At 63.1% G+C, this 14,138-nt stretch carries 12 protein-coding genes; 4 read left to right on the forward strand and 8 right to left on the reverse strand.

Going from position 1 to position 14,138, the window contains the following annotated elements:
* Window positions 1–46 precede the first annotated feature (46 nt).
* The gene (locus tag C486_RS06010) at window positions 47–1,729 is read left to right on the forward strand and encodes a Na+/H+ antiporter NhaC family protein (RefSeq protein ID WP_008454176.1); all 1,683 of its coding nucleotides are present in this window, start codon (window positions 47–49) and stop codon (window positions 1,727–1,729) included.
* Window positions 1,730–1,922: 193 nt separating this feature from the next.
* Complete coding sequence (locus C486_RS06015) at window positions 1,923–3,569, forward strand: thiamine pyrophosphate-binding protein (RefSeq protein WP_008454177.1); 1,647 nt, start codon at window positions 1,923–1,925, stop codon at window positions 3,567–3,569.
* Window positions 3,570–4,524: 955 nt separating this feature from the next.
* Here the strand turns inward: C486_RS06015 and C486_RS06020 are convergent.
* The 5 genes from C486_RS06020 to C486_RS06035 all read right to left on the reverse strand — a co-directional run bounded on the left by C486_RS06020 (window position 4,525) and on the right by C486_RS06035 (window position 8,695).
* Window positions 4,525–5,037 carry a hypothetical protein gene (locus tag C486_RS06020; protein ID WP_008454181.1) on the reverse strand — a complete coding sequence of 171 codons (513 nt, stop codon included), beginning with the start codon at window positions 5,035–5,037 and terminating at the stop codon, window positions 4,525–4,527.
* Entirely contained in the window at window positions 5,038–6,726 is a 1,689-nt protein-coding gene (locus tag C486_RS06025; RefSeq protein WP_008454184.1) for a sodium/proline symporter, read from the reverse strand.
* Window positions 6,716–6,859, reverse strand: coding sequence for a hypothetical protein (locus C486_RS21605; RefSeq protein WP_008454186.1), 144 nt, complete (start codon window positions 6,857–6,859; stop codon window positions 6,716–6,718). Before C486_RS21605 ends, C486_RS06025 begins: the two co-directional genes overlap by 11 nt.
* Before the next feature lie 189 nt (window positions 6,860–7,048).
* Entirely contained in the window at window positions 7,049–7,888 is an 840-nt protein-coding gene (locus C486_RS06030) for a proline dehydrogenase family protein (RefSeq protein WP_008454189.1), read from the reverse strand.
* Window positions 7,889–7,957: 69 nt separating this feature from the next.
* Window positions 7,958–8,695, reverse strand: coding sequence for a helix-turn-helix domain-containing protein (locus tag C486_RS06035; RefSeq protein ID WP_008454191.1), 738 nt, complete (start codon window positions 8,693–8,695; stop codon window positions 7,958–7,960).
* Window positions 8,696–9,341: 646 nt separating this feature from the next.
* On the opposite strand from C486_RS06035, the gene C486_RS06040 reads away from it, so the two are divergent.
* Window positions 9,342–10,121, forward strand: coding sequence for an IclR family transcriptional regulator (locus tag C486_RS06040; RefSeq protein WP_008454196.1), 780 nt, complete (start codon window positions 9,342–9,344; stop codon window positions 10,119–10,121).
* A gap of 942 nt (window positions 10,122–11,063) precedes the next feature.
* Complete coding sequence (locus C486_RS06045; RefSeq protein ID WP_008454201.1) at window positions 11,064–11,540, forward strand: MaoC family dehydratase; 477 nt, start codon at window positions 11,064–11,066, stop codon at window positions 11,538–11,540.
* A 245-nt stretch (window positions 11,541–11,785) separates the two neighbouring features.
* On the opposite strand, the gene C486_RS06050 is transcribed toward C486_RS06045, so the two are convergent.
* The 3 genes from C486_RS06050 to C486_RS06060 all read right to left on the reverse strand — a co-directional run bounded on the left by C486_RS06050 (window position 11,786) and on the right by C486_RS06060 (window position 13,875).
* Window positions 11,786–12,490 (reverse strand): energy-coupling factor transporter transmembrane component T family protein, encoded by a 705-nt coding sequence (locus C486_RS06050; protein ID WP_049910210.1) that lies wholly within the window; start codon window positions 12,488–12,490, stop codon window positions 11,786–11,788.
* A gap of 70 nt (window positions 12,491–12,560) precedes the next feature.
* Window positions 12,561–13,265, reverse strand: coding sequence for an energy-coupling factor ABC transporter ATP-binding protein (locus tag C486_RS06055; RefSeq protein ID WP_008454204.1), 705 nt, complete (start codon window positions 13,263–13,265; stop codon window positions 12,561–12,563).
* 25 nt (window positions 13,266–13,290) lie between these two features.
* Entirely contained in the window at window positions 13,291–13,875 is a 585-nt protein-coding gene (locus C486_RS06060; RefSeq protein WP_008454205.1) for a biotin transporter BioY, read from the reverse strand.
* Window positions 13,876–14,138 lie beyond the last annotated feature (263 nt).

Consider the following 14,138-nt stretch of genomic DNA (forward strand, 5'->3'; position numbering starts at 1 on the left):
CCCACCCATGGAAAGACTTATCAAGGGACATGGTAGAATAGATCCCATGGGTGAATTCGGGATACTCTCCCTCGTACCGCCACTGTTGGCAATCACGTTAGCAGTTACCACGAGGCGTGTAATCCTCTCACTGTTCGTTAGCATTTGGTTCGGTGGCGTCATCTATACCGGCGGACTCGGCGTTGGACGGACGTTTAACTGGATCGTCGAAGCCATCATCGCCGACGAAGGGTTTCACGCGGAGATCCTGGTATTCACGCTCCTCCTCGGCTCGGGCGTTGCACTGATCTGGCGGCTGGGCGGTGCGATCGCCATTCAGGAGGTGGCGAGCAAGCGCCTCGAAACCAGACGGAAAGTCGGGATCGTCGCCTGGCTGTTGGGCATCGTACTGTTCTTCGACGACTACGCAAACACCGCGATCATCGGGAACACGATGCGTGAGACGTCCGATCGAGTCAACATCTCGCGCGAGAAGTTGTCCTACATCGTCGACTCGACAGCCGCGCCCGTCGCGACGATCGGCATTTCGGGCTGGGTCGCGTTCCAGTTGTCGATGATCGATGAGGCCTTCAGCAACATCGAAGCCACAGCGGGCGTCCAAACACCGGACGTCTTCACTGTCTACCTCGAGTCGATCCCGTACAACGCCTACGCGATTCTCGCGATCGTCATGGTCGGCATCATCGTCGTGACACAGCGGGACTACGGTGAAATGCTCACAGCGGAGCGCCGTGCCTGGAAAACGGGCAAGGTCAACGACGACGACGCGGACCCGCTACAGGAAGTTGAAGGCCATCTCAGTGACCCGATCACCGACCGACCCATGCTCCGAACGTTCCTGCTTCCGATCGTGGTCCTGGTCGCCGTGACGATCTGCAGCGCGCTCCGGACCGGCTACGGCGGCCAACCGGTGCTCGAGTCACTGCTCGCGGGCGAGTTCACGGCGTTCGTCGAAACGACGACGACCATTGCCGGCAACGGGTCCTGGACGACCGCACTAGTATGGGGGTCGTTCGCAATGGTTGCAACGGCGTTCACGATCGGCATCGTGTACGACCTGTGTACCGCCGACGAAGGCGTCGATGCGGTCCTCGAAGGGTTCGAACTCATGCTGACTGCGGTGACGATCCTGATCCTCGCGTGGTCGATCAGTACCGTCGCCGATGCGCTGGGGACGGGAGCGTACGTCGCGACGCTGGTCGAGGGGACGATTCCGGTCACAGTGTTCCCCGTTGCCGTCTTCATCACCGCGACGTTCATCTCGTTCACCATGGGGTCGTCGTGGGCGACCATGAGTCTGCTGACACCTGTCGCACTCTCCGTCGCGTTCGATCTCACCGGCGGGTTCGGACTTGCTCCCGCTATCGTGGGAGCGGTGTTTTCCGGCGCGATCTTCGGCGATCACACGTCACCGATCTCCGATACGACCGTGCTCTCATCGACCTTTACCGGTGCCGACCTCGTTGACCACGTCCGAACGCAAGCGTACTACGCGACGACCGTTGCGACCGTGGTCGTCGTCTGCTACCTGCTGTACGGGTTCTTCGGCGTGCCGCCGCTGGTTTTCCTGCCGGTCGGCGTCGTTCTGCTGGTCGGACTCGTATACGGCCTATCGGAATTCGACGCGAATCGAAGGGGGATCGACGTAGGGGCAGTACAACGCGACGTTCCCCTGGTCGAGCAGGATGCCGACTCCGATCACGGCAAATCGCTGGAAGGGTCCGACTAACGTCCACGACGCTCGTTTCGGTACCCTATCGAAGCTCGATATCGCTCCGCTCGGTTCGGAAGACGACGCAGCCGCTTCTCCACGCCCTGTTTCCGGAGAGAATGGGTAGAAACGAGGGGGTGAGCCCCATCGCAGCCGGCAAGCGTATCGCCGGAATGGGAGATCATAAGTACCTGGTTTACGATGACGGAGTATGGATGTCAACCGGGCAGTGATAGAACGATTGACGAGCAATGGGATCGACACGATGTTCGGTATTCCGGGCAAACAAACGCTCCCGTTGAACGAAGCGATCGGTGCACGTGACGACATCCGGTTTGTAGTTGCACGCCACGAAACCGCAGTGTCCCACCAAGCGTGGGGATACGCGGAAACGAGTGGCACGCCGGCGGCGACGGCTGTCGTCCCCGGACCGGGCGACATGAACGCAATGAACGGGCTGAAAAACGCCCGCAACGACTGTACGCCGCTCATCCATATCGCCGTCGAGACCGAACCCGAGGTTCGCGGGGGGAGCGGAATTCACGAGACGCCACCGGAGACCTACGATACCGTGGTAAAGGAGAACCTGCTCGCCGAGCGGCCGGAAAGCACGGCCGCGGTCATCGAGGACGCCATCGCGATCGCCGAAACGCCGCCAAAGGGGCCGGTCCGGATCGGTATCCCGAAAAACTTCTTGACGATGGACGTCCCCCTGGCGACACCCAGCGAGTACAACCGAGCGTACGTCGAGGGCGTCGCCGAATCGGACATCGAGGCGGCTGCGACGCTGCTGGCCGAGGCGACGACGCCAGTAATCCTTGCCGGCGGTGGCGTCCGTGCCGCGAACGCGAGCGACTCGCTGCGACGGCTGGCCGACCGACTCGAGGCACCCATCGTGACGACGTACAAGGGCAAAGGCGTTCTCCCCGACGATCCCGACGAGTACGTCGCCGGAACGCTCTCCGGCAGTGCGTCCCCCGAACTCCTCGACTGCCTCGCCACTGCCGACGCCGCGCTGGCGGTCGGGACGGACTTCGACGCGGTCGCGACTCGGACCTGGAGCGTCGAACTGCCCGCGGATCTCGTCCACGTGACGCTCGACGCCGACGATCTCGGGAACGGCTACGATCCCACGGTCGGTATCATCGCCGATGCCGGGGTGGCGCTGGCGGAACTCGAGGCCGCGCTCGCGGATCGAACGGTCAGTGCTCGCGACGGGACGGGGCGCGCGGCGGCGGTCCGGGAAGCGACGAGCGACCGTCTCGACCCGCTCCGGGATCCGTCGCCACCGCTGACATCGGTGAGCGCCCTCGAGAGCGTCCGGGACGCCGTTCCACGGGACGCAGTCGTCTCCGTCGACGCCGGCGGGTTTCGCGTCTGGGCGCTCAACGTCTTCGAGGCCGCCGGGCCACGGTCGTACGTCAATCCGGGGTCGTGGGCGACGATGGGAACCGGGCTGCCGGCGGGGATCGGCGCACAGCTCGCCAATCCCGACGACGATGTCGTCGTGCTCACCGGCGACGGCGGGCTCATGATGTGCATCCACGAACTGCACACGGCCGTCGCCGAGAACGTTCCGATTACGGTCGTCGTGTTCACGAACGAGGACTACGCGATTATCAGCGATCAGGCGAGACGAGACTACGATCTCTCCGACGGCGAGTACAACTGGAGCGACGCGCCGATCTCGTTCATGTCGCTCGCGGAGAGTATGGGAATGCGGAGTGAGTACGCCGACGACCCGACCGAGATACGGTCGACGGTCGAGTCCGCAACCGCGGCGGACGAACCGGTTCTCGTTCAGATTCCCACCGATCCATCGGAGCCACAGGCGAGCGACTGGATGAGTACGGAGTGACGATTCCGACACGAGAACCGGCGGATTCGTCGTCGGACTCCCAGCGTATCGCTCCGCTTCGATTTCAACACCGCCCCACCACAGACCAGTTCCTCTCAAGCGGGTAGGACGGCGGGTCGATCGGGATGGGTCCCGATCCCGGATCGACCCCCGACCTCGTGGGACGGAAACGAGTAGACACATCGAACCACACTAGTTGGCATCCGAAGGGAAAGCGGAGGTTCGTGTTCAGCGACGTGATGTATCGGTTTCGAATATTGTTTCGATGGGAGAGAGGTAAAACGGTGACCGGGCACGGATGACGGAGCACGATCGGTTGCAAAGGGAGACGCGACAGCCGCCTCCCGGCAACAGTCCGACCGCGGTGTACTCGCTGAACCCGTGAGTCGGACCGACGAGCAGCGGAGACGGCGACAGACCGTGGCGGTCTCGAGGCGGACGGGTAACCGGCTCTTTGAGCATCTTTCCGAACGAAACAGCACGCACTCATACCGTCTCTCACCGACTGCTCGGGACACGCAACGTCGTGGCTAGCGTGTGCCTGGCGATGCACCACCGTGACCGACGACAGCACTTCATCGATATGCCGGCCGATTTCGACACAGAATACGCGGACATCGGACCGAACCTGAACTAATATTTTGAGATATGGGTTAATATACCTACCAACATACCTAGTATTAGGAGATCGATCGAAAACGGATTCGACACGACAGCAGGGCGACACAGCCCACTGGATCCGGGCGAGCCACCGATTACCGAGTCGGCGAAGGTACCGACGAGGATCACCGGGACACGTCGCGAGGGGACAGCGGAACGACGGGTTCCACACGCGAAGCGTCGCTGGTCGCGATCGAGGGTAGTGGAGCTGGAACGGTCCGTCTGCTTTGGCTCGAACGGCTCGAGCGGCGGTGGCACAAAAAACGACGGCCGCAGATCCGGGCCGTGAGTCGCCTCACTCGACCAGCGGCGACTCGCTACCGCGGACACTGTCGACGATGACGTCGCCGTCGGGTCGGGATGCGATCCAGAACAGTTTGTAGGCGTCGATCGACCGTTCGAAGCGCACGTCCGGCGCGGAGCCGACGGCGACGGTTCGGAGCGTCCAGGAGAACACCGCGTCTTCGGCCTTCTCGCGAGCCTGTGTGTCGGAGAGTTCGGACGGAACGACGAGTACGTCGTCGATCGTTCTCGTGATGGTTTCCGGCATCACGTCGGCACGGACGGCGAGCCGGCGGGAGCGGTCGACGCTGACCACGTATTCCAGCTCGCGGTCCGCGATCATCGGTCGCTCGAGCGTCGCAACGGCGTCGTAGAGACGGTACGGGTACGCGATCGCGCCGACGCGGCCGGTCGACTCGACATCCGTGCGCGACACCGCCGGTTCGATGACGGTCAGTGTCGTCCGCTGACTGGACTCCTCGGTGATCGTGGCGGATTCGCGCGGCCGTCGACTCGTCTCGCTCATTTATTCGTCACCCGTGTCCCAGTAGTCGCTGGCCGTCACGTGTGCGCGAATGTTGTCCGTTTCCGTGACGGCTTTCGGTTCGACATCGCGACCGCCGTCGGTCACGTAGTCGGGCGTTCCGGTCGGCTCGTCGCCGCTCGAGACGGCCGAGAGCGGCTTATTGAACGACTTGAAGTGATCCGCGACACCCTCCGGCGGCGTCGTCAGCAGCGAGACGACGATGAGCGTCGCCGTCGAGAGGATGAACGCGGGGAAGAGCCCGTAGACGCCGACCAGTCCGGTGAGGAACGCCGACCCCTCGACTGCCCCCATGAGTCCGAGGACCTCGAGAAGGGTCGACAGCTGAATCCACAGGACCATGGTCAGGGTGCCGACGATCATACTCGCGACCGAGCCCGTCGCAGTGACCCGTTTCCACCACAGCGACGCGATGAGCGTTGGCCCGATCGCCGCGCCGAGGCCGCCCCACGCGTAGTCGAGCACGAGCGTGTAGATCGGCGTGTTCTGTGCGACGAAGGCGAACGCGACGCTCGCCGCGCCGAGTCCGAGCGTGACGTATTGGGAGTAGCGAACGAGCGTCTCCTGGCTCGCGTCCGGGTTGACGTAGCCGTGGTAGACGTCCTCCACGATGGCGCTCGTTGCGACGAGCAGCTGTGAGTCGGCACTGGACATCATCGCGGCGAGGGCGGCCGCCAGGATGATCCCCGCGATCGCACCGGGGAAGAACTCGAGCGTGAGCAACGGCATGACGTTGTTCGGATCCTCGATCCCGCCCTGACCGAAGACGACCAGCGCGTACAGCCCGACGAAGCCGGCACCGATGTAGGCGACGAACATGAACAACTGCGCGACGAGTGCCGCGAGACGAATGTTCTCGACCTCGTCGATTCCCATGAACCGGACCATCACGTGCGGGTTTCCGGGGATCCCGAGCCCGATGGCGGCGTAGCTGATGATCCCGAAGACGGCGGCCCAGCCGGTCATCCCGGCCGTGACGCTCGTGTACGAACTGCCGACGGACTCGAGTTCGCCGAACGGGAGCCCGTAGTTGGTAAACGCGATGATCGGCAGGATGATAAACGCGATCAGGATGATCGCCCCCTGGACGTAGTCGGACCACGCGACGGCGAAGTAGCCCCCGAGCATCGTGTACCCGACGACGATGACCCCGCCGACGAGGATGCCGACCAGCGACGAAACGCCGGTGAGCACCTCCAGTAGCGTCCCGGCGGCGACGATCTGTGCGCCCACGTATCCGCCCTCGAAGATCATCAGGACGATCGCGGAGACGCCTTTGACGTAGCCGGTGTCGTCCTGCAGTCGTGTCTCGAAGAAGGTCGGTAGCGTGACCGCTTTCACGATTTCCGTGTATTTCCGGAGGCGCTTTGCGATCCCGGCCCACGCGAACAGGTCGGCGGGGATCATTCCGAGCCCATTGTAGAAGGCCATCACACCGGTTCCGAACGCGTCGCTCGGGACACCGAGCGTGAGCCACCCGCTCATCTCGGAGGCGCGTTCGGAAAAGCCCGTGACGACCGGGCCGATGCTGCGCCCGCCGATGACGTAGTCGTCGACGGAATCCATGAGTCGAGAGGAGTACAGCCCGATGCCGAGCAGCACGAGGAGATAGATCGCGAACGTCCCGAGCACCCAGACACCGGCCGACCCGGCGAGTCCCTCACTGGCCATGTTCTGCCTCCTGGTACCGGTCGCGTAGCTTGTCCTCGCGTTTCCCTTCCCACACGTAGTAGACGCCGAGCATCACGAGATACACGACGAACGGCCCGAATAACCAGACCAAGTTAATGTTACTCTCAACCATGGTCCCGTGTGTTCACTACCCATGCATAAATATATCGGTCCGTCACCTACCCGACCATGGATCGGCGCGACGACGGAATCGAGACCGGACAGCGGCTACCGCGGCGGAGCGAGAGCTATGGGGATCGTTGCGGGCAGAAAAGAGGACGTGACTCGGGTCAGGGAACGGGGTCGTCTGTCAGCCGATCGCTCACACGCCGAGGACGGCGCGAGCCGCGAACAAGGCGTTCTCCTTTCGTTCGCGGACCCGGCGGTAGAAGTACTGCATCCATTTGTCGCCGTAGGGAACGTACTGATTGACCTCGTATCCCTTTGCCGCGAGTTCGCGCTGAGCGTCCTCGCGAACGCCCATCAACATCTGAATCTCGAACGGCGTCCCGTACTCCTGATGGAGGTCGACTGCAGTTCTGAGCATCGCCGGATCGTGACTCCCGACCGCGACGCCCTGGTCAAACTCGCGGAACAGGAACTCGAGGTACTCTTCGTACGCGTCGTCGACGGCCGACTTCGAATCGAGAGCGATCGATGACGGTTCGTCGTACGCACCCTTCACCAATCGAACCGCAGCGGGGACATCGGCGAGCCGAGCGAGATCATCGCGCGTCCGCGTGATGTTCGCCTGAATGGCGACGCCGACGCCGTTGGGATGGTCGCGTGCCGTCGCTTCGACGGCATCCAGTGTCGTGTCGGTCGTCGTGTGATCTTCCATATCACACCAGACGAACACGTCGTTGGCCGCCGCGGCCTCGACGATCTGTTCGAAGTTGCTCGTGAAAACGTCGGGACCGACGTCGATTCCGATCTGGGACGGCTTGACCGAGAGACACCCGTTCAGGTCTCGAACGGCCAGTTGGGAGGCGAGATGGCAGTATTCCTCGGTATCCTCGGCTGCGGGTCCGGGCTCGTGGTAGTGCTCGCCGAGAAGGTTCAAGATACCGCCTATGCCCGCTTCGTTACACTCCGAAACGTGAGCCAGCGCACCGGATGCGGATGTCCCGGCGACGAATTGGCTAGCGATCGGGGGGATCATACCGAACCGCTCGGACCGCACCCACCTAAGTTGATACCCGACCACAAGATTCACCGCCTCCGGTGTGAATTAATCCAGCTCCCCGTCGGGATTGAGCAATTTCGCTTCGGCGGTCCGGAGGTGCTCGAGCAGCGTCGTCTTCGAGACGCCGAGTTCCGCCGCGAGTTCGCGCGTGCTGGTCTCGCGAGGCCATGCGTAGTAGTTCCGTTCGCAGGCGAGATCGAACGCGGCGCGCTGACGCGGCGTGAGACGGTCGGTCCGATCGAACCGCTCGGTGGAATCGGCGTCAGCCGGAGCGATCCTGCTGATCGAAATCTCGGCGTCGGTCTCGGCGCGAATGGTGTCCAGTCGGTCCCGAACCTCGACGCGATCGCCGGCGACGAACACCGGCCAGTGTTCGGCCCCGGCTTCGACGCGTACCGACGCGTCGTGAATGAATTCGTGCGAGACGAGCGTGTCGCTGATACTGTGTTCGGGATCGTAATCGACGAACAGTTCGCGGGTCACGTTTCCGGGAGTCGGTGCCGTACCGGTCGTCCGCTGTCCGAGCTCGACCGTCGAGTATGTCAGCGGCGAGTCGTCCACGAACGCGACGAACTCGTCGAGTCGGGCCGTCGTGTCGGCGTAGACGGTAAAGTGCCCTTTGACCGTCTCATCGAGCGTTCGGTGGACGGTGTGAACGAGGAGTCCGGCGTCGACGGCCTCGGTCGCCTGCAGGCCCCAACAGTCGGGATGCCAGATCTCGAGGGTGAGTCGCGTGCCCGCTGTCGCCCCTGTCGTGGTCGTCGTCGAGTTCGTGCTACTCATACGTGGGCTCTGAATACTCGTTCTCCCGTGGGGCGCATAAGCATACTGAAGATCACCACCGCGTCCGAACGGGCGCCGTGGCGTGTCACGTTCGTCGCCGAACCGGTCGCGGCAGCCACGAGGAGGACGTCCTCGAGTCCAACGAACTCACACGAAACGAGGGGACGAACGGCCGTGTCGACTGCGACGAACGATAGTAGCAACTGAACGTCAGTGCATACCTGATCGCACGACAGCGTTGCGAGCAGTGTGTACATCGTTTCAATTGCTACTCTAGACATCGGACCGTTGCCGGACGGCCACGAGAGTAATACCGATCGCGTTCCGAATGCGTGAACTACCCACATCCATGAGTGATTCATTCACGCGCGATACCGTATATCCGACCGACGCAACCGATGTCTTTCCAGTTGTTCACGCATTTCGAACGACATGCGATCGACCGGCCGTCTGAGGAGCCGATAACAGCGTCCCTCTGTCTGAGATAATACTGCTGACATTTTTGTTTCATATACTGGATTATATATGGATCGTTCAGTACAAACGCCATGAAAATTATGATAGATCTGTGAGACGCCGAATTTCGTTCTCGAGGGCGTTCACACATTCCGAACGCTTATACGCCAGTGGTGCCACGGTTCGAACCATGACGGACGACGGCCCTCGCCCGGTCAAGACAACCAAAACGTCGCTCGCGCTCGCTCGAGCGGTTCGTGACAGCGGCGGGGCGACGTTGAGCGACTTGGCCGACCGCCTCGATCTGGCCAAGAGTACCGTACACAACCACCTGCATACACTGGTCGATGAGGGCTTTCTCGTTCGGGATGGCGACACCTATCACGTCGGGCTTCAGTTTCTCCCGTTTAGCGAACACGCACGCAACCGGAATCCGCTGTACTCGACGGCCCGCCAGCGGGTCTACAGCCTCGCCGAGGAGACGGGCAACGAAGCCGATTTCATCGTCGAGGAGAACGGCCGCGCGTACACGCTCGAGTATGCAATCGGCGAATCGACGGCCCGTGGGCTTTCGGAATCGAGTCCGTTCCGTGCGGGCAACCGTTTTCACATGCACAACTGCGCCTCGGGGAAGGCCATGCTCGCGTTGCTGTCCGACGAACGCGTTCGAGAAATACTCGATCGCTGGGGGCTCCCGGCGACGACCGCCCACACCATAACCGACGAGGCGACGCTGTTCGACGAACTCGAGACGATCCGCCGACAGGGATACGCGACGAACGACGAGGAACTGATCGACGGCTATCGGTCCATCGGCGCAGCGGTAACAGGGCCCGACGATGCCGTCGTCGGTGCGTTCTCCGTCGGTGGACCGGCGTATCGTCTGGCCATCGACGACTCATCGACTCGGGAAATCGCACAGCTACTGCTGGACGAGATCGACGCGCTTGAGTCGGAACTCCCGGTCTGATTACTGCCATAGGATTGTAATTCGCTCGCGGCGTGATCGCAACCGCGTCGACGGTACCGTTGGGACGACGGCCGCAGCGAGGGTCGCTGCATGCATTCACGGCTATAGTAGCAACTGAACGTCAGTGCACACCTGATCGCACGACAGCGTTGCGATCAGTGTGTACATCGTTTCCATTGCTACTATCGGTCGAGAGCCGGACCGGCTCGAATGGGTGTCTCGGGTCAGGCGATCGAATCGCCTCGGAGACCGGGCATCGTCCAGAACCGCTCGAGTCACCAGCAGCCCTACCCCGGCAATATTATCACTTTCAGATACTGTTTCCCGTTTGGAAAGGTATGGGGTCGGATGTGCACGATCGACCATCCAGAACATGTGGAGAACGCTCATCGACAGCCGGCGAAGGACCCCAACCGGCTCGGGTTGCGATCGGCGACCCCGTAAGCGAACTCGAGGAGCGACACGGGTGTCCGGACGCCGTCATCGACCCAGCAGCGATCGACTGCCGCGATACCGAAGTTGATCCGGCCGAGCGACAACACTCCCTCGATCGTGTGATATACGCCGAGACAAGCACGATCTCGGTGCTGCCGTCCGTCTCGGCGATTCAGCGCCATGACCGCCGGTTCCACGTCACGACTACGGGTACCGATCTCGAAACGAAAAAACACGACATCGAAACACCGATAAAAGATATCGCTTAAAATATATCTCGAGAGACCACTATGAGTTATGATGGCTTTGAAAACGCCGCTCAGAATACGCCGAAACGTGGCTCCGAAGCCACATCGATCGCCGGACACGGCTACTCTGAACGGTGCGTTTGTCGGAGACTCAGCCGTTTGGACGACCGCTGGTTTCCGGGCTCGAGGTCGCTCTCGATGGACGGACAGTCACGTCGGTCCGCTATGCTTTTCCCTCCCTTCTGCGTCCTCACTACCGATGCGCTACTTCGAGGACATCGAGGTCGGATCGACCGCGGAGTTCGGCGAGTACCACGTCACCAAAGCGGAGATCACCGAGTTCGCCGAGCAGTACGATCCGCAGCCGTTCCACACTGACGAGGATGCCGCGAACGAATCGGCATTCGGCGAGCTAGTCGCGTCGGGGTGGCATACCGCCGCGATATCCATGCGAATGCTCGTGGACAACTACTTGGGGGAGCAAGCGGGTATGGGCGGTCGCAGCGCGGACGAACTACGCTGGGAGCGGCCGGTCACACCGGGCGAAACGCTCTCGCTCCGACTCGAGGTCGTGGACAAACACTGCTCCGAGAGTGACCCGCAACGGGGATACGTTGACAACTACGTTGAAGTGGTAAATCAGGACGACGAAGTCGTGCTCTCGTATACCGTGACGGGAATGATCGAACGACGAAAAGACGAGTCGTCTCGTAGTCGCCATATCGACGATAGGTGATCACGACCGGCGGCAGACCGAGGTTGATTCCGGACGGGATCTCGAGTACTGGGAGAAATCGGGTCGAGCGGACGCTGGCTAGTCTGTTTGGGCAGAGAAGATGCGACTTTCTGCGTGAGTTCGGGCAACGCTTTTCTCATTGCCAGTTCGCCGGCCCGGCTCTGACTCGAGCGACGGGACAGTCCTGTCGATCCACCCGGGCCGCCGATGGACTCGAGTTCAGGGCGAGTGCGGGCTGCATGTCCTCAGATGACTGCGGAGCACGCGAGGACGACCGCAACGACGAGTACGGGATAATCAGCCCGCGAAAAGGCGAGCGGCGGGAGGGTCGGGTTCCACGCGAAGCACCGTGCTTGCAGCGCAAGCGAGAGTCGATCGGCGCGGTCGAAGGCCCGCGACAGTCCGAGCATGCCGATCGTGCTGGCGCGGTCAACGGCCCCGCGTTCGGTCCCCAGTCGGGCGGCCATCGTCTCGCGGATCGTCCGGAGGTCACTCCGAAGCACGGGAAGGAACCGGAAGACGAGCGCGACGCCGACCCCGAGTAGTTGCCCCGGCTTTCCGGGAATCGTTCGCTGAATCGCCGCTCGAGAGTCCCGAACCGGGGTCGAGCGGACGTAGGCCGCACTGACGAGCAGCACGAGCAGGACGCGATAGCTCGCCAACCCCGACGCCGTTGCGGCCGCCCGATCGAACCAGGGCGCGCCGAGTGTCACCCCCGAGAGGACGGGCGCGAGCGCGAGGACGAGCAGGGCGAACCGGTAGGCGACGAGGGTCCGGCGCAGCGACACCCCGGCACCGGCCATCACGAGTCCCGTCAGCGCCGAGAGCACGAGTAACGCCCACGGCGTCGGATGTGCCAAAGCGGTCGCCGCGAATCCGATCTGGACCGCCAGTTTGGTCCGCGGATCGAGCCGATGTGCGAACGTGTCGTCGGGTTCGTAGGTCAGCATTGGTGTCTCCGTCCTCGCTGTGGTGGGTGTCTCGAGTCGTCCGTCGCGGTCGGCGGGCGGAAACGCACCGTCATCCGCTCGGAACGCGAACCTCGAGCCCGTCGAGGTCGCCGAGCGCGTTCGCGGGGGGGCCATCGACGACGACGCGGCCGTCGCGCATGGCGATCACGCGGTCGGCGAGTTCGCAGACGTCTCTGAGATCGTGGGTCGCCAGCAGGACGCCGGTGCCGTCGGCCGCCAGCGACGCGAGTCGCTCGAGGACCGAGCGGCGCGCAGGGTCGTCGAGCCCGGTGAAGGGTTCGTCGAGGACCAGATGAGTCGGTTCCATCGCGAGCGCGCCCGCGATGGCGACCCGTGACTGTTCGCCGCCCGAGAGGGCGTCGATCCGGTCGTCCTCGCGGCCGGTCATGTTGACCGCCGCGAGTGCGGCGTCGACGCGACGATCGATCTCGGTCCGCTCGAGGCCGAGGTTCTCCGGGCCGAAGGCGATATCCGCGCCGACGGTCGCCGAGACGAACTGGTCCCGTGGGTGCTGGAAGACCATCCCGACGCTCGAGCGGGCGGCGATCAGGTCGTCTTCGACCGGTGTCCCGTCGACGCGGACCGTGCCGGAGTCGGGAGTCAACAGGCCGTTGCAGTGGCGCAGCAGCGTCGTCTTCCCGCTGCCGTTGGCCCCCGCCAACAGGACGAACTCGCCGTCGTCGATCGACAGCGAGACGTCCTCGAGGACGGGAACGTCGTCGAACGCGTAAGAGACGGATCGGAACTCGATCATCGAATCGGCTCCCGTCGGGCGGCGATCACGTTGGGTCGATGCGACCGCCTTTGACGATCGCGATCGCGGCGACGATCTTGAGCAGGTCGCCCGGGATAAACGGAACGACACCGAGGTTGAGGGCCTCGATCGTGCTGAGTTTGAGCATGTATCCGAGCCAGACCGTCCCGAGCGCGTAGATGATGGTGAGCGCCGCGAGCAACACCGCGGCGAGGACCGGGACCGACGTTTCCGCGGGATTCTCGAGTTGCCCGCGACCGTGGATGAGGGCCCCGATAACCAGTGCGGCGATCAGGTACGCCCAGAGGTATCCCGCGGTGTCGCCGACCAGAACACCGAGGCCGCTCGTGCCGTTGGCGAATACCGGGAGCCCGACGGCCCCCGCGGTCAGATACAGTCCGACCGAGGCCGGCCCCCAGACCGGGCCGAGGTAGAGCCCCATGAGGTAGACGACGAGGACCCCCAGCGACACCGGGACCGGCGAGAACGGGATCGGAATCGATCCGACCATGACGGCCGCACCCATCAGCGCCGCGAGAACGGCCGCCCGCGCGAACGACCGGACGACGGCATCGTCGACGCGTTCCACCGAAGTCTGATTCGTTGCCATATCCCTGCTCTCTCGTAAACCGGGATCAAGACTTCGGTTTCCGAGATTATCGGAACGCGGACTGACACGTTTTCTCGAGCCGGTTTCGCGACGGGTGGGAGTCGGCCCGGGAGCGAAACAGCGGGCTTCCTCCCAGCAGCGGTGACGGTTGCCGTCGCTGTCCGATTCTGGATGGCCCGGTCAGCGGGCGTCACGCGGCCGTCCGTGCCGACCACACGCTCGATCGGAACGGGTAATATCCGATTGTCTCGCCTCGCGAACCG

Origin of the sequence: Natrinema gari JCM 14663 (assembly GCF_000337175.1) — an archaeon.
Classification (GTDB): Archaea; Halobacteriota; Halobacteria; order Halobacteriales; family Natrialbaceae; genus Natrinema; species Natrinema gari.